At 68.5% G+C, this 17,470-nt stretch carries 18 protein-coding genes; 12 read left to right on the forward strand and 6 right to left on the reverse strand.

Features of this window, described 5'->3' with window-relative positions:
- The first annotated feature begins 6 nt into the window (after nucleotides 1–6).
- From ACQI46_RS00715 to rfbC, 5 genes are read left to right on the forward strand one after another with little or no spacing between them, the layout of a single operon-like run.
- A complete protein-coding gene (locus ACQI46_RS00715; RefSeq protein ID WP_427092030.1) occupies nucleotides 7–1,461 on the forward strand; it encodes an ATP-binding protein in 1,455 nt (484 codons plus the stop codon).
- A complete protein-coding gene (locus ACQI46_RS00720) occupies nucleotides 1,458–2,303 on the forward strand; it encodes an LLM class F420-dependent oxidoreductase (protein WP_427092031.1) in 846 nt (281 codons plus the stop codon). Before ACQI46_RS00715 ends, ACQI46_RS00720 begins: the two co-directional genes overlap by 4 nt.
- Entirely contained in the window at nucleotides 2,300–3,157 is an 858-nt protein-coding gene (locus ACQI46_RS00725) for an LLM class F420-dependent oxidoreductase (RefSeq protein WP_427092032.1), read from the forward strand. Before ACQI46_RS00720 ends, ACQI46_RS00725 begins: the two co-directional genes overlap by 4 nt.
- The gene (gene rfbB, locus ACQI46_RS00730) at nucleotides 3,157–4,152 is read left to right on the forward strand and encodes a dTDP-glucose 4,6-dehydratase (protein ID WP_427092033.1); all 996 of its coding nucleotides are present in this window, start codon (nucleotides 3,157–3,159) and stop codon (nucleotides 4,150–4,152) included. The genes ACQI46_RS00725 and rfbB overlap by 1 nt, the downstream gene beginning before the upstream one ends.
- Nucleotides 4,149–4,778: a dTDP-4-dehydrorhamnose 3,5-epimerase gene (gene rfbC / locus ACQI46_RS00735; protein ID WP_427092034.1), complete on the forward strand. Its 630-nt coding sequence runs from the start codon at nucleotides 4,149–4,151 to the stop codon at nucleotides 4,776–4,778. Before rfbB ends, rfbC begins: the two co-directional genes overlap by 4 nt.
- On the opposite strand, the gene ACQI46_RS00740 is transcribed toward rfbC, so the two are convergent.
- Nucleotides 4,742–6,112: an HNH endonuclease signature motif containing protein gene (locus tag ACQI46_RS00740; protein ID WP_427092035.1), complete on the reverse strand. Its 1,371-nt coding sequence runs from the start codon at nucleotides 6,110–6,112 to the stop codon at nucleotides 4,742–4,744. The genes rfbC and ACQI46_RS00740 overlap by 37 nt on opposite strands.
- A gap of 168 nt (nucleotides 6,113–6,280) precedes the next feature.
- Here ACQI46_RS00740 and ACQI46_RS00745 point away from each other — a divergent pair, with 168 nt between their 5' ends.
- The 3 genes from ACQI46_RS00745 to mmsB are packed head-to-tail and all read left to right on the forward strand — an operon-like array spanning nucleotide 6,281 to nucleotide 9,868.
- Nucleotides 6,281–7,801 (forward strand): CoA-acylating methylmalonate-semialdehyde dehydrogenase, encoded by a 1,521-nt coding sequence (locus ACQI46_RS00745; protein WP_427092036.1) that lies wholly within the window; start codon nucleotides 6,281–6,283, stop codon nucleotides 7,799–7,801.
- A 9-nt stretch (nucleotides 7,802–7,810) separates the two neighbouring features.
- Nucleotides 7,811–8,974 (forward strand): acyl-CoA dehydrogenase family protein, encoded by a 1,164-nt coding sequence (locus ACQI46_RS00750; RefSeq protein ID WP_427092037.1) that lies wholly within the window; start codon nucleotides 7,811–7,813, stop codon nucleotides 8,972–8,974.
- An 18-nt stretch (nucleotides 8,975–8,992) separates the two neighbouring features.
- Nucleotides 8,993–9,868: a 3-hydroxyisobutyrate dehydrogenase gene (gene mmsB / locus ACQI46_RS00755; protein ID WP_427092038.1), complete on the forward strand. Its 876-nt coding sequence runs from the start codon at nucleotides 8,993–8,995 to the stop codon at nucleotides 9,866–9,868.
- Here the strand turns inward: mmsB and ACQI46_RS00760 are convergent.
- Entirely contained in the window at nucleotides 9,834–10,517 is a 684-nt protein-coding gene (locus ACQI46_RS00760) for a TetR/AcrR family transcriptional regulator (protein ID WP_427092039.1), read from the reverse strand. The two genes, mmsB and ACQI46_RS00760, sit on opposite strands and share 35 nt — an antisense overlap.
- Nucleotides 10,518–10,564: 47 nt before the next feature.
- On the opposite strand from ACQI46_RS00760, the gene ACQI46_RS00765 reads away from it, so the two are divergent.
- Nucleotides 10,565–11,878, forward strand: a complete 1,314-nt coding sequence (locus ACQI46_RS00765) for a glycosyltransferase (protein ID WP_427092040.1) — start codon at nucleotides 10,565–10,567, stop codon at nucleotides 11,876–11,878.
- On the opposite strand, the gene ACQI46_RS00770 is transcribed toward ACQI46_RS00765, so the two are convergent.
- On the reverse strand, nucleotides 11,851–12,600 hold the full coding sequence (locus ACQI46_RS00770; protein WP_427092041.1) for an HAD family hydrolase: 750 nt from the start codon (nucleotides 12,598–12,600) through the stop codon (nucleotides 11,851–11,853). The two genes, ACQI46_RS00765 and ACQI46_RS00770, sit on opposite strands and share 28 nt — an antisense overlap.
- Before the next feature lie 118 nt (nucleotides 12,601–12,718).
- Between ACQI46_RS00770 and ACQI46_RS00775 the strand changes: the two genes are divergently transcribed.
- From ACQI46_RS00775 to ACQI46_RS00785, 3 genes are read left to right on the forward strand one after another with little or no spacing between them, the layout of a single operon-like run.
- Complete coding sequence (locus ACQI46_RS00775; RefSeq protein ID WP_427092042.1) at nucleotides 12,719–13,381, forward strand: response regulator; 663 nt, start codon at nucleotides 12,719–12,721, stop codon at nucleotides 13,379–13,381.
- On the forward strand, nucleotides 13,378–14,595 hold the full coding sequence (locus ACQI46_RS00780) for a GAF domain-containing protein (RefSeq protein WP_427092043.1): 1,218 nt from the start codon (nucleotides 13,378–13,380) through the stop codon (nucleotides 14,593–14,595). The genes ACQI46_RS00775 and ACQI46_RS00780 overlap by 4 nt, the downstream gene beginning before the upstream one ends.
- A complete protein-coding gene (locus ACQI46_RS00785; protein WP_427092044.1) occupies nucleotides 14,592–15,635 on the forward strand; it encodes a cytochrome P450 in 1,044 nt (347 codons plus the stop codon). Before ACQI46_RS00780 ends, ACQI46_RS00785 begins: the two co-directional genes overlap by 4 nt.
- A gap of 2 nt (nucleotides 15,636–15,637) precedes the next feature.
- Here ACQI46_RS00785 and ACQI46_RS00790 read toward each other — a convergent pair whose 3' ends face one another.
- From ACQI46_RS00790 to ACQI46_RS00800, 3 genes are read right to left on the reverse strand one after another with little or no spacing between them, the layout of a single operon-like run.
- The gene (locus ACQI46_RS00790) at nucleotides 15,638–16,129 is read right to left on the reverse strand and encodes a MarR family winged helix-turn-helix transcriptional regulator (RefSeq protein WP_427092045.1); all 492 of its coding nucleotides are present in this window, start codon (nucleotides 16,127–16,129) and stop codon (nucleotides 15,638–15,640) included.
- Nucleotides 16,126–16,923, reverse strand: a complete 798-nt coding sequence (gene map / locus ACQI46_RS00795; RefSeq protein WP_427092046.1) for a type I methionyl aminopeptidase — start codon at nucleotides 16,921–16,923, stop codon at nucleotides 16,126–16,128. Before map ends, ACQI46_RS00790 begins: the two co-directional genes overlap by 4 nt.
- Nucleotides 16,924–17,469, reverse strand: coding sequence for an adenylate kinase (locus ACQI46_RS00800; protein ID WP_427092763.1), 546 nt, complete (start codon nucleotides 17,467–17,469; stop codon nucleotides 16,924–16,926). It abuts the gene before it with no gap.
- Between the last annotated feature and the right edge of the window lies 1 nt (nucleotide 17,470).

A 17,470-nucleotide genomic window follows, 5' to 3' on the forward strand; every position in this document is an offset into this window, starting at 1 on the left:
TCAGACATGGGCGGAAAGTGCCTTCCCGACGAGCTGCGCTCGTTGTTCCTGTTCGAGGCGCTCAACGACGAGCAACTGCAGACGCTGTGTGAGAACGGCCACATCGAGACCTTCGAGCCCGGCCCGATCGTCACCGAAGGCGAGCCGGCGACGTGCTTCTACGTGCTGATCGACGGCGAGCTGGTGTTGTCGAAGCGGTCGGGCGGCGTGGAGATCGAAACCAACCGCACCTCCCAGCGCGGCGTGTACTGCGGGGCGTGGTCGGCGTACATCCCGAAGGAGAAGCACCTCTACGAGGCGTCGGTGCGGGTGACCCGACCGTCACGGTTCTTCGTGCTCGACGCGTCGGCATTCGCGGACTTCATGCACAAGGAATTCCCGATGGCCGTGCATCTGCTGGAAGGCCACATGGTCGGCGGCCTTCGCCAGCGGCAACTCCTGGGGCAGCGAGAAAAGTTGCTGGCCCTGGGCCAGCTGTCGGCGGGCCTGACCCATCAGCTCAACAATCCGGCCGGGGCGACCGCCCGGGCGGTGGCCGACCTGCGGGAGAGCGTCGGCAAGGTCCGCCACAAGCTCGCCATGCTGGCCGACGGCCAGTTCACCCCGGCCGCGTTGAAGGTGCTGGTCAGCATTCAGGACGAGGTCGCCGAACAGGTGGCCAAGTCGAAGTCGCAGGAGCTGACGGCGCTGGAGGCGTCCGACCGCGAGGACCAGATCGGCGACTGGTTGGAGGCGCACGGAATCGACAGCGCGTGGGATTACGCGTCGACGTTCGTCGAGGCCGGGTTGGACGTCGACTGGCTGGAGCGGGTCGAGGCCTCGATCGCCGGCGTGGACTGCTCGGCGACACTGCCCGGCGCGATCGGCTGGTTGAAGTACACGATCGACAACGAATTGCTGATGAACCAGATCGCCGAGGCCAGCAAGCGGATCTCGGCGCTGCTGGCCGGGGCCAAGCAGTACTCGCAGATGGATCGGGCGCCGTACCAGAGCGCCGACCTCCACGAGTTGCTGCACAGCACGCTGATGATGTTCGGCGGCAAGATCGGAAAGGACGGACCGATCAAGCTGGTCAAGGAGTACGACAAGTCGCTGCCGCAATTGCTGTGCTACCCCGGGGATCTCAACCAGGTGTGGACCAACATCATCGACAACGCAATCCAGGCGATGGACGGTCACGGCACGCTGACCGTGCGCACGATGCGCTCGACCGACCAGGGGGTGCGCGTGGAGATCTGCGACGACGGGCCGGGAATCCCCAAGGACGTCATCGAGCGGATCTTCACGCCGTTCTTCACCACGAAACCGTTCGGCGAGGGCACCGGCCTCGGCCTGGACCTGGCGTGGCGCATCGTCGTCGAAAAGCACGGCGGCAACCTGTCGGTCGAGTCGCAGCCCGGCGACACGAAGTTCATCGTGTGGCTTCCGCTGGAAGCCCCCGGCCCGGTGACCGCGGAATGACCGGCACGTTGGATCTCGGCAGGTTCGGATCTTTCGGCGGCGGCGTCACCCCGCAGCAGGTCGCCGAGATCGAAGCGCTCGGTTACGGTGCCGTCTGGGTCGGCGGGTCGCCGCCCGCCGAGTTGGACTGGGTGGAACCGATTCTCGAGGCGACCACAGCGCTGCGCGTCGCCACCGGCATCGTCAACATCTGGAGCGCCGAGGCCGGCGCGGTGGCCGAGTCGTTCCACCGCATCGACGCCGCGCATCCCGGTCGGTTCGTCCTGGGCATCGGCGTCGGTCACCGCGAGGCCGACCAGCAGTACCGCAAACCTCTCGACGCGCTGACCGACTACCTCGACACGCTGGACGCCCATGACGTCCCGCGGGAGCGCCGGGTGATCGCAGCGCTGGGCCCGAAGGTGCTGCAGCTGTCGGCCGCGCGGGCGGCGGGTGCGCATCCATATCTGACGACGCCCGAACACACCGCGCGAGCGCGTGAGTTGATCGGCCCGGAGGCGTTCCTGGCACCCGAGCACAAAGTGGTCCTGACAACCGATGCGGAGCAGGCGCGGGCGACGGGCCGGGAGGCGCTGCAGATCTACCTGGGTCTGACGAACTACGTCAGCAACTGGAAACGTCTGGGGTTCAGTGATCGAGACGTCACGAAACCGGGTAGTGACCGGTTGGTGGACGCCGTCGTGGCGTACGGCACGCCCGAGCAGATAGCGGCGCGGTTGACCGAACACCTCGAGGCAGGCGCCGACCACGTGCCCGTCCAGGTGCTCACCACGCCTGACAAGCTGGTCCCGGCGCTCGCCGAACTGGCCGGGCCGCTGGGACTGACGAAGGGGAATGCATGACCGACAGCGGAGGCGTATCGCTGAAGCCGGCACTGGGACGCTTCGGGGTGTGGACGGGTGGTCCCGTCGCACCTGAGCAGGCCACCGAGATCGAGAAGCTGGGCTACGGCACTCTCTGGGTGGGAGCCTCTCCCGCGGCGGACCTGTCGTTCGTGGAACCGATCCTGGAGAGCACCGACCGACTGCAGGTCGCGACCGGCATCGTCAACATCTGGACCGCAGCGGCCGGGGAGGTCGCCGAGTCCTACCACCGCATCGAGAAGGCGTTTCCGGGCCGCTTCGTCCTCGGTGTCGGGGTGGGCCATCCCGAGCACACCGAGCAGTACACCAGCCCGTATCAGGCACTCAACGACTATCTCGATGTCCTGGACTCCGCGAAGGTTCCGACCAGCCGGCGGGTGATCGCCGCGCTCGGTCCGAAGGTGCTGAAACTGGCCGCGCAGCGCAGCGCGGGCGCGCACCCCTACCTGACCACCCCGGTGCACACCGGTCAGGCCCGCGAATTGGTCGGCCCGACCGTGCTGCTGGCGCCCGAGCACAAGGTGGTGCTGACCACCGACAGCGAGAAGGCCCGCGAGATCGGCCGAGAGGCAGTCGAGTTCTATCTGGGGCTGTCGAACTACGTCAACAACTGGAAACGCCTCGGCTTCACCGACGAGGACCTGGAACCGCCGGGCACCGACCGCTTCATCGACGCGGTGGTGGCCCACGGCACGCCGGACGAGATCGCCGCGCGGCTGATCGAGCACTTGCAAGCCGGCGCCGACCACGTCGCCGTCCAGGTGCTCGGCGGCCCGGACGAACTGCTCTCGACACTCGAGGAGTTGGCCGGCCCGTTGGGCACCACCGGCTGATGCGGCTGCTGGTCACCGGCGGCGCGGGTTTCATCGGTGCGAACTTCGTCCATGCCACCGTGCGGGAGCGTCCCGACGTCCGGGTGACGGTGCTGGATTCGCTGACCTACGCCGGCAGCGAGGAGTCGCTGGCGCCGGTCGCCGACCGGATTCGGCTGATGCGGGGCGACATCACCGATGCCGCGCTGGTGGACACGCTGGTCGCCGAGTCCGACACGGTGGTGCACTTCGCCGCCGAGACGCACGTCGACAACGCGCTGGCCGATCCGGCGCCGTTCGTGCACTCCAACGTCGTGGGCACCTTCACCGTCCTGGAGGCGGTACGCCGGCACGGGGTGCGGTTGCATCACGTGTCGACCGACGAGGTGTACGGCGATCTGCCGCTCGACGACGCGGCGCGGTTCACCGAGTCGACGCCGTACAACCCGTCGAGCCCGTACTCGGCGACCAAGGCCTCCTCGGACATGCTGGTGCGTGCGTGGGTGCGGTCCTACCGGGTGGCTGCGACGATCTCGAACTGCTCCAACAACTACGGCCCCTATCAGCATGTGGAGAAGTTCATTCCGCGTCAGATCACCAATGTCCTGACCGGGCGACGCCCCAAGCTCTACGGCACCGGCGCCAACGTGCGGGACTGGATTCACGTCGACGACCACAACAGCGCGGTGTGGCGCATCCTCAACGACGGTGAGATCGGCCGCACGTATCTGATCGGCGCCGACGGCGAGTGCGACAACCTGACCGTGCTGCGCACCATCCTGCGGTTGATGGGCCGCTCGGCCGACGACTTCGACCACGTCACCGACCGGGCCGGCCACGACCTGCGGTACGCCATCGATCCGACGCCGCTGCGCACCGAACTGGGCTGGACGCCCGAGCACACCGACTTCGAAGCCGGCCTGCGCGAGACGATCGACTGGTACCGCGGCAACGAATCCTGGTGGGGGCCGTTGAAAGAGCGCGTCGAGGCACGGTACGCGGAGCGCGGCCAGTGAGGACCCGTGAGCTCGCGGTGCCGGGCGCGTGGGAGATCACCCCGACCGTGCACACCGACGCCCGGGGGCTGTTCTTCGAGTGGTTCACCGATCCGGGTTTTTCCGAGATGACCGGGCACCGCTTCGACCTGCGGCAGGCCAACTGTTCGGTGTCGGCGGCCGGAGTACTGCGCGGGATTCACTTCGCGCAGCTGCCGCCGAGCCAGGCCAAGTACGTGACCTGCCTGCGCGGCGCGGTGTACGACGTGGCCGTGGACATCCGGGTGGGCTCCCCCACCTTCGGCCGCTGGGATGCGGTGCGGCTGGACGACCGCGACCGCCGCTCGATCTATCTGTCCGAGGGTTTGGGCCACGCTTTCCTTGCGCTGGAAGAGGATTCGACGGTGATGTATCTGTGCTCGGCGGGTTACGCCCCGGACCGCGAGCACACCGTCAGCCCGCTGGACCCGGCACTGGACATCGAGTGGCCCTTCGACGGCGAGGTGGTGCTGTCCGAGCGCGACCGCGAAGCAGCGACCCTCGACGAGGCGCGCGCGGAGGGACTGCTGCCCACGTGGGACCAGTGCCAGGCGTTCGTCGAGGAACTCCGTCATGGCGCCGCCTCGACATCCGGGTCATCCGGATAGCGCAGCATTCGCTCCGGGTGATGCAGATCGTTCACCCTCGCCTGCCCGGTGTCCAGGCTCGGCGGCGGAATCCACTCGGTGCGACCGTCCTTGCGCTGCACCGTGGTCCAGCCGGTGGTCTCGATCATGCGGTTGTCCGGTCCGCACGCCAGAGTCAGGTCGTCGATGTCGGTCCGCCCGTTGTTCTTCCAGTCGTCCCTGCCGTGGTGCGCCTGGCAGCGGTAGCCGCACGCGTCGCATCCGGGGCGTGTGCAACCGCGGTACTTGGCGTGCAGGACGATTCGCTGGGCCGCGCTTGCACACCGCCGGGTCCGTCCGAGATACAGGGTCTGCTGGGTGTGGTCGTCGAACACCGCCAGGTAGTGGTAGGCGTGCGCGGCCATGCGGATCAGGTCGCGCATCGGAAGCAACGATCCACCGCCGGTGATCGCTTGTCCCGCACCGGACTCCAGTTCGGACAGGGTGGTCGACACGATCACCGTGACCGGCAGACCGTTGAGTTGGCCCAAGTTCCCGGAGCACAGCAGCATCCGGCCCATCGCCAGCAGTGCATCGTGGTTGCGCTGCGCCTGTGACCGGGAATCCCTGGCCCCATCCGCCGGTTCACCGTCGACGGTCGGTTCTTCGTCGTCGGGATTGCACATCCCCGGTGCCGCGAGTTTCGCGAACAGCGCTTCGTAGACCGCCCTGGCCTCCGGCGTGAGTTCACCGCTGATCCGACTCAGGCCGCCCGAACGCTGGGGTCCGAGGTGCACACAACGTTTGCGAGCCCGCTCCGCGTCGCTGAGATCACCGTCCGGGTGCAGGTGCGCGAGCAGTCGATTCGCGGCTTTGCGCAGCCCCTCAGGACCTTGGCGTCCGCCGATGCTCGCCAGGGTCCGGTCCGCCTCGACGCGGGTCTCGGCGTCGACCGCCTCGGGCAACGCGGCGAAGAACTCCCGGATCACCTTGATGTGCTCAGCACCGATCCGACCGCCGCGCTGCGCCGCGGCCGTGTGCTCCAAGACCGGAGCCAACGCTTCGCCCGTCATCGCCGTACGTGGCCCCAGATCCGCAGCCGCATCGATGCGCTGACGCGCCTCGGCCGCACTGATCCGCAACCGGAACGCCAGCAGCTTCGACAGTGAGGTGGCACCGAGCTCCAACGGGTTGGCCTCGGCACTCAGCCGGTTGACGATGCGATGCTGCAACACCGGTGCGCGGCGCGAGTCGACCTCCAGCGCGTCCATCACCTCGAGCAGTTCGCCGTGACTCGAAGAGGTCAGATCCAGCGCGTTCACGGCATCACGCGCGGCCGCCAGGGCCGCGAGCGCCGATGCGACAGGACTTTCCATGACTCGAACACTAGTTCGAGTCATGGCCACCCGGTTCCCGAAGATCCAGGTGGAGCGCGAGTTGGGGATGGATTCGGGTTTGTGGACAACCGACCCGCGCAGCCCCTTGCGATCATGAGAGCGGGATTACTAGGATATCCAAGTATCGACGCGGAAGAAGGCTTTGACATGACCACACGCATCCCCCACTTCATCGACGGCAAGCGCAGCGACCTCGCGTCCACGCGCACCGCTGACGTCCTGAACCCGAGCACCGGACAGGTGCAGGCCCAGGTCCTGCTCGCCAGCGCGGCCGACGTCGACACCGCGGTGTCCTCGGCCGTCGAGGCGCAGAAGGAATGGGCCGCGTGGAACCCGCAGCGCCGCGCCCGCGTGATGATGCGGTTCATCGAGCTGGTCAACGCGAACGTCGACGAGCTGGCCGAGCTGCTGTCCATCGAGCACGGCAAGACCGTCGGCGACTCCAAGGGCGACATCCAGCGCGGCATCGAGGTCATCGAGTTCGCGATCGGAATCCCGCACCTGCTCAAGGGTGAGTACACCGAAGGCGCCGGCACCGGGATCGACGTCTACTCGCTGCGGCAGCCGCTCGGCGTGGTCGCGGGCATCACGCCGTTCAACTTCCCCGCGATGATCCCGCTGTGGAAGGCCGGTCCGGCGCTGGCATGCGGAAACGCGTTCATCCTCAAGCCTTCCGAGCGCGACCCCTCGGTGCCGGTCCGACTGGCCGAGCTGTTCATCGAGGCCGGGCTGCCCGCCGGCGTCTTCCAGGTGGTACAGGGCGACAAGGAAGCCGTCGACGCGATCCTGACCCACCCCGACATCCAGGCGGTCGGCTTCGTCGGCAGCTCCGACATCGCGCAGTACATCTACTCCACCGCCGCGGCCAACGGTAAGCGCTCACAGTGCTTCGGCGGCGCCAAGAACCACATGATCATCATGCCGGACGCCGACCTCGACCAAGCTGTCGATGCGCTGATCGGCGCCGGCTACGGCAGCGCCGGCGAGCGCTGCATGGCGATCAGCGTCGCCGTCCCGGTCGGCGAGGACACCGCGAACCGCCTGCGCGCCCGGCTCGCCGAGCGAGTCAAGGAACTGCGTGTCGGACACAGCCTGGACCCGAAAGCCGACTACGGCCCGCTGGTCACCGAGGCCGCGCTCAACCGCGTCAAGGACTACATCGCCCAGGGCGTGGAGGCCGGCGCCGAACTCGTGGTCGACGGGCGCGAACGTGCTTCGGACGAAATGACTTTCGACGACCAGAGCCTCGAGGGTGGCTACTTCATCGGGCCCACGCTGTTCGATCACGTCACCACCGACATGTCGATCTACACCGACGAGATCTTCGGTCCGGTGCTGTGCATCGTCCGCGCCACGGACTACGACGAGGCGCTGCGCCTGCCCACCGAGCACGAGTACGGCAACGGCGTGGCGATCTTCACCCGCGACGGTGACGCCGCCCGGGACTTCGTCTCGAAGGTCCAGGTCGGCATGGTCGGTGTCAACGTGCCGATCCCGGTCCCGGTGTCCTACCACACCTTCGGCGGCTGGAAGCGGTCCGGCTTCGGCGACCTCAACCAGCACGGCCCGCACTCGATCCTGTTCTACACCAAGACCAAGACCGTGACCCAGCGGTGGCCGTCGGGCATCAAGGATGGCGCGGAGTTCGTCATCCCGACGATGAAATAGCAGATCCCGATGGACTATTTCGGCCTGGACGAGGACGAGCGCGTCATCGCCGAGACGGCCGCCGCGTTCGCCGAGAAGCGGCTCGCGCCGCACGCACTGGAGTGGGACGAGACGCACCACTTCCCCACCGACGTGCTGCGCGAGGCCGCCGAACTGGGCATGGCGGCCATCTACTGTCGCGAGGACGCCGGCGGCAGCGGGCTGCGGCGCATCGACGCGGTGCGCATCTTCGAGAAGTTGGCGACCGCGGACCCGACGGTGTCGGCGTTCCTGTCCATCCACAACATGTGCGCGTGGATGGTCGACAGCTTCGGCACCGAGGAGCAGCGCAAGGAGTGGGTCCCGCGGATGGCGTCGATGGATGCCATCGCCAGTTACTGCCTGACCGAGCCGGGCGCCGGATCGGATGCGAGCGCGTTGCGCACCAGGGCTGTTCGCTCGGGTGACGACTACATCCTCGATGGGGTCAAACAGTTCATCTCCGGCGCCGGGTCCTCGGACGTGTACGTGGTGATGGCCCGCACCGGTGACGAAGGGCCCAAAGGAATCTCGACGTTCGTCGTTCCCAAAGACACTCCCGGGCTGAGCTTCGGTACCGACGAGCAGAAGATGGGCTGGAACGCCCAGCCCACCAAGCAGGTCATCTTCGAGGGCGCTCGGGTGCCGGCCGATGCGATGCTCGGCGGCCCGGACGGTCAGGGCACCGGGTTCGGCATCGCGATGAAGGGCCTCAACGGCGGCCGGATCAACATCGCGGCGTGCTCGCTGGGTGGCGCGCAGACCGCCTACGAGAAGGCCGCGGCGTACCTGGCCGATCGGCAGGCGTTCGGCGGTTCGCTGCTCGACGAGCCGACCATCCGGTTCACCCTCGCCGACATGGCCACTGCGCTGGAGACGTCGCGGTCGCTGTTGTGGCGTGCCGCAACAGCTCTCGACGACGACCACCCGAACAAGGTCGAGCTGTGCGCCATGGCCAAGCGCTACGTCACCGACGCATGCTTCGAGGTGGCCGACCAGGCGCTGCAACTGCACGGCGGCTACGGGTATCTGCGTGAGTACGGTTTGGAGAAGATCGTCCGCGATCTGCGGGTGCATCGAATCCTGGAAGGCACCAACGAAATCATGCGTGTGGTGATCGGACGGTCCGCTGCGGGCCGAGCCCGCGCATCCTGACAACCGACGGGAAAACAGATGACGACGATCGCGTTCCTCGGCCTGGGCAACATGGGCGGTCCGATGGCGGCGAACCTGGTGGGCGCCGGACACGACGTGCACGCCTTCGATCTGGTCGCCGAGTTGAAAGAGGCGGCAAAGGCCAAGGGCGCGAAGGTGTTCGACACCGGCGCCGAAGCGGTGGCCGACGCCGACGTGGTCATCACGTCGCTGCCCAACGGCAACATCGTCAAGTCCGTCTACGATGAGGTGGTGCCGGCGGCCAAGTCCGGGGCGCTGCTGATCGACACGTCCACGATCTCTGTCGACGACGCCCGCACCATTCACACCCAGGCGACGGACCGGGGCCTGGCCCAGATCGACGCGCCGGTCTCCGGCGGCATCAAGGGCGCCACGGCGGGCACGCTGGCCTTCATGGTCGGCGGCGAGGACGAGGCGTTCGAACGCGCGAAGCCGGTACTCGAACCGATGGCGGGCAAGATCATCCACTGCGGCGCCTCGGGCGCCGGCCAGGCGGCGAAGCTGTGCAACAACATGGTGCTGGCGGTGCAGCAGATCGCGATCGGTGAGGCCTTCGTGTTGGCCGAGAAGCTCGGTCTGCCGGCGCAGTCGCTGTTCGACGTGATCACCGGCGCCACCGGGAACTGTTGGGCCGTGCACACGAATTGCCCGGTGCCGGGCCCGGTTCCGACCTCGCCGGCCAACAACGACTTCAAGCCGGGGTTCGCGACCGCGCTCATGAACAAGGACCTGGGCCTGGCGATGGCGGCCGTCGAGTCCACCGGTGCGTCGGCGCCGCTGGGCAGCCATGCCGCCCAGATCTACGCCGATTTCGCTGCCGAACATGCCGACAAGGACTTCAGCGCCGTGATCGAACTCCTGCGGGGTTCATGATCGTCTCGGCGAGCATGCGGCGCAGCCACTTCCGGTAGGCCTGCTCGCTCCACCTGCTGCGGTCGACGATCTTGAGATAGGTCTCGACATCGGCGAGCAGCGCCGCTGTCTCGACGACCTCGTCGAACGGTACGTCCTCGCGCAGCCAACCGCGCTCGCGGAACACCACCAGGATCCGGCGGACCTGGCGTTTGATGCCGTCCAGCAGTTCCTCGAGGTAGCGGTCCAGCGTGGGGTCCGAGGCCGCGCCGCTGAACAGTGCCCGCGCGGTGCGCGCGGAGCGCCTGTGCAGGTCGGCCTGCAGCGTCACGATGAACTCGGCCGCTTCCTGCGGATCGTCGATCTGCGCCAATCGGTCGCCCACGTCGCCGTCGAGGATGTTGCGGTCGCCGCTGCGACCGAACGCACTGTATTCGACCGCCGCGATCATCAGCGCGGCCTTCGGCCCGTGGGTCTGCACCGTCTCGACCGACACCCCGGCCTCAGCCGCGATCTTGGCCAACGTGGTTCCCGCATACCCGTTCTCGGCGAAAAGCGCAGCCGCGGCCGCAACGACGGCGTGCCGGGTCTGCTCGGCCTGTTGACGCCGCAGCTCAGATCGGTAGCGACGGGGCGGCTCTTCCGAATCCGATATTGACCTGTATGCCATAGTGCTGAATACTACGCCATCGTAGCCAACCTCTCGAAGGAGCCACCGTGGCCTCGATCCTGATCGCCAGCGTGCCGATCCACGGGCACGTCACCCCCCTGCTGGCCGTGGCACGTCACCTCGTCGACCGCGGCGACGACGTCCGGTTCCTCACCGGCAGCCGGTTCGCCGACCCTGTGTCCGCCACGGGCGCCCGTCACATCGCGCTCGCCGGGGAAGCCGACTACGACGACCGCGTCGATTCCGACGTCCGTTTTCCGCAACGGGCCGCGCTGCGCGGCATCAAAGCCGTCGCCTTCGACATCGAGCACATGTTCGTCCGGCCCGTTCCCGCACAGATCGAGGCGGTGATGACCGCGAACGCCGAGCAACCCGTCGACGTGCTGCTCGTCGACCCGACCTTCGCCGCCGCGCCGTTCCTGCTGAGCCGCCCCCGTCCGGCACGCCCGGCGATCGTCTACTGCGGCGTGCTGCCGCTGTCGATGTCGAGCCCCGACGTCGCACCGTTCGGCCTCGGGTTGCCGCCCGCGCGATACGGCAACCGTGCCCGCAACGTCATCCTGGAGCGCCTGACACGCGGTCTGCTCAGCGGGATCACCGACCTGAGCAACGAGATTCACCGACGAATGCACGGCACCGACTTGCCGTTCCCGATGATGGACTGGGCACGCCACGCCGACGCCGTCGTCCAGTTCACCGTGCCCGCATTCGAGTACCCCCGCTCGGGCATGCCGCCGCACGTCCACTTCGCAGGGCCCCTGTCGGCCAGCGGATCCCACGCACCGCTTCCCCCGTGGTGGGGTGATCTGGACGGCACCAGCAAGGTCGTGCACGTCACGCAGGGCACCATCGCCAACAAGGACTACACCCAACTGATCGTCCCGACGGCACACGCGATGGCCGACGACGATGTGCTGGTGGTCGTCTCCACCGGCGGTCGGCCGTTGGACACACTGCCGCCCCTGCCTGCGAACGTCCGCGCCGCCGAATACCTGCCGTACGACGAATTACTGCCTCGCACCGATGTTTTCGTGACCAACGGCGGATACGGCGGCGTGCAGTACGCGCTGCGCTACGGCGTGCCCATCGTGGCCACCGGCGGCAAAGAGGACAAGCCGGAGGTGGGTGCCCGTGTCGCTTGGTCCGGTGTCGGTCTACAGATCCGTCGCGACCGCCCCGCCGTCCGGACGCTGCGCCGCGCCGTGCGGCGCGTGCTGAGCGAGCCCAGTTTCCGTGCAGCGTCGCACCGTATCGCAGCGGACATGGCCGACAGCGGCGGCTACCGCGTACTGACCGACGTCATCGACGACGCCGCCGGAAATCGGGTCCGCGATCAGGCCGCCGTAATCGAATGTGACTGACTCCAGCTGTCGCGCACCTGCTGACAGTCGGCCAGACGCAACGGCACGCGTTCGTCGTCCCCGGCCACCAACACCGTCGGCAACCCCGCCGTCTCGGCCGCGCGCCGGCTCGCCGGCGACCCCGCGAACGCGAGCGAATCCTGCGCGGTGACACCGAGTTCGTCCAGAGCACGCTGGTACAGGGTTCCGTCCGGGGCATCGTCGACGGTCACCACCGTCGCGACCACACCGTCGCCGACCAGCTGACGGACCAGCGGTTCCACCCAGGTGTGGCTTCCGGTGCTCACGATTCCCACCGCAACCCCGGAACCCGTTGCCTCGGTGATCACGTCGACGATGTCCGGGCGGGGCGCCACGTCGGCGTCGAGGATGGTCTCGTCGAGAATCATCTCCTTCGCCGCGCAGATCTCGTCGATCAACAGTTCGGCCAACACGTCGCACTCGCAACACACGCCGCGCTTGCGCAGCTCGGCTGCCACCCGCCGGCGTTCGTCGGAGAGCACCAGCAGCTGCCGGTAGCGCTGCTCGGACCAGTTGATGTCCAGTCCGAGTTCGTCGAAAGCCGCGTTGAAGGCCGGACGATGCCCCGCCGTGTCGATGTCGGCGAGGGCGTCGAGGTCGACGATCACCGCCCGCAGCGGAACCATGTTCGCGTCGCTGGGCTGCGGCCAGTCCCACCAGAACCGGCCGGCTCGCCATGCTTTCCCGTCGATAGGTTGCATGGATCTGATCGTGGCGTAGGTCACACCGCGCCCGCCTCCCCCATTAGGGGGATTCGCCGCGCCACGATGCACCCGAAGTTGATCACCACGACCGGGCCGCGCCCCTAAGGTTGGGGGCATGGCCGATGCGACACCGGTGCGGATCGTGCTGGTGGACGACCACGAGATGGTCATCGAAGGCCTCAAGGCGATGCTGGCCGCGTTCGAAAACCGCGTGACCGTGGTGGGTCAGGCCGTCGGCGCCGAACACGTCTTCGACGTGGTCGCCGAGCACAACCCCGACATCGTGTTGTGCGACGTGCGTATGCAGGGCTCCAGCGGCCTCGACGTCTGCCAGCAGCTGCGGGCCCGCGACCCGGACCGCAAAGTCGTGATGCTGTCGGTCTACGACGACGAGCAATACCTGTTCCAAGCGCTGCGGGTCGGTGCGTCGGGCTATCTGCTCAAGAGCATCAGCAGCGAGGAACTGGTCCGCCAGCTCGAGCTGGCCCACGGCGGTGCGACAGCGATCGACCCCGGCATGGCCGCCCGGGCCGTGGACACCGCGGCGCGGCTGCAGCGGGACGAATTCTGGCCCGGGGCGCGTCAGGGACTGACCCAGCGCGAAAGCGAGATCTTGGCCCTGGTGGTCAACGGGCTGTCCAACCGCGCCATCGCGGCCAAGTTGATCATCGGCGACGAAACCGTCAAGACGCACCTGAGCTCGATCTACCGCAAGCTCGGGGTCAGCGACCGCACCGGTGCCGTGGCCACGGCGCTGCGGGAGGGCATCTACCAATGAGCTCGTCCGCCCGCGCCGTCCTGACCGCCGACCGCGAACTGGCGCTGCTGCGCGAGCTCATCGAGGCGGCCTCGAGCGGGCCCGGCGTCGAACCGCTGGCCGCGGCGGCGGCACGGATGATCACCGCGTCCACCGACAGCGACGTGTGCTTCGTCCACGTCCTCGACGACACCGAACGCTCGCTGACGCTGGCCGGGGCCACCCCGCCGTTCGACTCCGAGGTCGGAAAGATCAGACTGCCGCTCGGACAGGGCATTTCGGGGTGGGTGGCCAGCAACCGCAAACCGGTGGTGATCCGCAGGGACAAGGAATCAGATCCGCGGTACCTGCCGTTCCACTCGCTGCGCGGCCGCGACTTCACCTCGATGGTGTCGGTCCCCATGGAGACCGCCCCGGGAGGCCTGGTCGGCGTGCTCAACGTGCACACCGTCGCCGAGCGCGACTTCGGCGATCGCGACGTCGAGCTGCTGCTGGTGATCGGGCGGCTGATCGCCGGCGCCATGCACCAGGCGCGTCTGCACCGACAGCTGGTGGCCCGCGAACGCGCGCACGAGAACTTCGTCGAGCAGGTCATCGAAGCGCAGGAGTTGGAGCGCCGCCGGCTGGCCGGCGACATCCACGACGGCATCTCGCAGCGGCTGGTGACCCTGTCGTACCGGCTGGATGCCGCGGCCCAGGCGCTCGATGACCGCGACGCCCTGACCGAACAGCTCGAACGTGCCCGCGAACTGGCCGACCTGACGCTGCAGGAGGCACGCGCGGCGATCAGCGGTCTGCGCCCGCCGGTGCTCGACGACCTCGGGCTCTCCGGCGGGCTGGCCAGCCTGGCCCGATCGATCCCGCAGGTCGGCATCGAGCTCGACCTCGCCGACCCCCGGTTGCCCGACCACATCGAGCTCGCGCTGTACCGCATCGCCCAGGAATGCCTGCAGAATGTCGTCAAGCATGCGCGGGCGAAGTCCGCGCGGCTGACGTTCCGCGTCGATCGCAGCGAGCACGGTGACATCGCGCGGCTCGAGATCGCCGACGACGGCATCGGTTTCGACACCTTCGAGCACCCGCTGGGTGCCGACGAGATGGGGGGATACGGATTGCTCTCGATGGCCGAGCGCGCCGAGATCGTGGGAGGACGGCTCAACATCCGGTCCCGTCCCGGCGCCGGCACCACCGTGACCGCGACGATCCCGCTGCCCTCGACCGCGGCGCCGCGGTGACGGGGCCGGACACCTGGCCGGTGCACGGACACGCCGACGTCGTCCGGGTGCTCGACGACCACGAGACGTTCTCCAACGCCGTCTCCGCGCGGCACGTCGCCGTCCCCAACGGCATGGATCCGCCGCAGCACACCGCGTTCCGCGCCGTCGTGGACCGGTACTTCACCGCCGACCGGTTGGCGACGTTCGAGCCGCGGCTGCGGGCGATCACGTCTGACCTGGTGGCGGCCCTGCCGCGGGAGGCCGAGTTCGACTTCGTCGACGCGTTCGCCGAGCCCTACGCCGGCCGCGCCCAGTGCGCGTTCATGGGGTGGCCGGACTCGCTGCAGGAGCCGCTGCGCGAGTGGGTTAAGAGCAATCACGCCGCCGTGCACGCCCAGGACCGGGAGAAGATGTCCGCGGTGGCGCTGGCCTTCGACGGCTACATCCGCGCGCAGCTCGACGCACGACGCGGACCCGGCGCCCCCGAGGACACCACCACCGATCTGCTGGGCGAGGTCGTCGACGGTCGGCCGCTGAGGGACGACGAGATCGTCTCCATCGTGCGCAACTGGACCGTCGGCGAGCTCGGCACCATCGCGGCCGGCGTCGGGATCCTCGCGCAGTTCCTGGCCGCCCATCCCGACGTCCAGAACCGGTTACGCGCCGGCCCGACGCTCATCGAGCCGGCCTGCGACGAGATCCTGCGGCTGCACGCGCCCTTGATCAGCAACCGGCGTCGCACCACGGCCGAGGTCAGGCTCGGCGACACCCGCATCCCGGCCGAGGCGCCTGTGACCGTGATGTGGGCGTCGGCCAACCGCGACCCGCGCGCGTTCGACGCCGCCGACGAGTTCCGGCTCGGACGCGACCCTGGGCGCAACCTGCTGTATGGGCGCGGCATCCACGTCTGCCCCGGCGCGCCACTGGCGCGCATGGAGTTCCGCATCGTGCTCGAAGAACTGTTCGCCGCGACGCGACGCATCACACTCGGCGGGCGGGCCGTCCCCGCGACCTATCCGGCGGCCGGCTTCTCGGAGTTGTCGATCCGGTTGAGCTGACCTCAGAAGTCGCCGGCATTGCGGCGCAGTGTCTGGATCGACGCGGCCAGTGCCCGCGACTCCTCCTCGGACATGCCGATGTCGGCGAAGACGTCGTTGTTCAGCGTGACCGTGGCGTCCTCCACGGTGGAGCGGCCCAGGTCGGTGATCCGCACCAGCGTGGTGCGGCCGTCCGTGGGATGCGGCAACCGTTCGACCAGCCCGTCGGCCTCCAACCGCCGGATCGCGTGGGTGACGCTGGTGACGTGGACCTGCAGTCGGTCGGAGGCTTTGGTGATCGGCAAGGCACCGGTGCGGCTGAACGCCAGCAGCCGCAGCAGCTCGTACCGGGAGAAGCTCAGGTCGTAGGGCCGCAGCGCGTTCTCCACGCGGGCCAGCAGAATCTGATGGGCCCGCATCACCGACGTCACCGCGACCATCCCGTCGGCGACGTCGCCCCAACCGCTGCTCTCCCAGTTGGCGCGCGCGACCGCGATCGGGTCCCGGTTGGTCACGCCGTCAGGATGCGCGGTCCGTCGTCGGTGACCGCGACGGTGTGCTCCCAGTGCGCCGCGCGTGACCCGTCGGCGGTCACCACGGTCCACTCGTCGTCGAGCACCACGGTGCGCTTGGTGCCCAGCGTCAGCATCGGCTCGATCGCCAGCACCGAGCCCGTCGCCAGGTAGGGACCGCGCCCGGGCGAGCCCTCGTTGGGCAGGAACGGGTCCATGTGCATCTCGCGGCCGATGCCGTGCCCGCCGTAGCCGGCGACGATGCCGAACTGCCGGCCGTGCCGCTTCTCCGCGGCGCGCGTCCCCTGCTCGATGGCATGCGAGACGTCGGTGAGCCGGTTGCCGGGCACCATCGCCGCGATGCCGGCCCCCATGGATTCCCGCGTGGCGTCCGACAGCGCCTGGTCGTCGGCCCGGGCCGCGCCGACGCTGAACGTGAACGCCGAGTCGCCGTGCCAACCGTCCAGGATCGCGCCGCAGTCGATGGACACCAGATCCCCCTCGGCCAGGATCTCCGCCGCGGTCGGGATGCCATGTACGACGCGGTCGTTGACCGATGCGCAGATCGTGGCCGGGAAACCGTGGTAGCCCAGGAACGACGGGATCGCGCCGCCGTCACGGATGACGGACTCGGCGACGGCGTCGAGTTCCAGCGTGGACACGCCCGGAGCCGCAGCCGCACGCACGGCACGCAGCGCCGCGGCGACCAGCGAACCGGCCGCGGCCATCGCGTCGAGCTCCCCGGCGGTGCGCTGGGGAACGACCTTGCGGCTACGCAAGCCGGGCAGCGAGACCATCTAGCGGCCGAGCGCCTTGAGGGCGCGGTCGAACACCACGTCGAGCTCACCGACCGCGTCGACGCTGGTCACCGAGTCGCGGTAGTAGTCGAGCAGCGGAGCGGTCTCGTCGCGGTACACCTTGAACCGGTTGCGGATGACGTCCTCGGTGTCGTCCTCGCGGCCACGGCCTTTGAGCCGGCTGACCAGTTCCTCTTCCGGCACCCGGAACTCCAGCACTGCGTCCAGCGACAGTTTGCGCTTCTCGAGCATCGCGTCGAGCGCCTTGGCCTGCTCGACCGAGCGCGGGAAGCCGTCCAGGATGAACCCCTTGGCGGCGTCCTCGTCGTCGAGGCGGTCGTCGACGAGCGCGTTGGTCAGCGTCGCGGGGACCAGGTCGCCGGCGTCGAGGTACTTCTTGGCCTCCAGGCCGAGCTCAGTGCCGTTGGTGATGTTGAACCGGAACAGGTCGCCGGTCGAGACATGGGGAACGTCGAGCTTCTCGGCCAACCTCTGCGCCTGCGTTCCCTTGCCTGCGCCGGGCGGCCCCAACAACACGATTCTCAAC

Source organism: Mycobacterium sp. SMC-4, from assembly GCF_050205565.1.
GTDB lineage: Bacteria > Actinomycetota > Actinomycetes > Mycobacteriales > Mycobacteriaceae > Mycobacterium.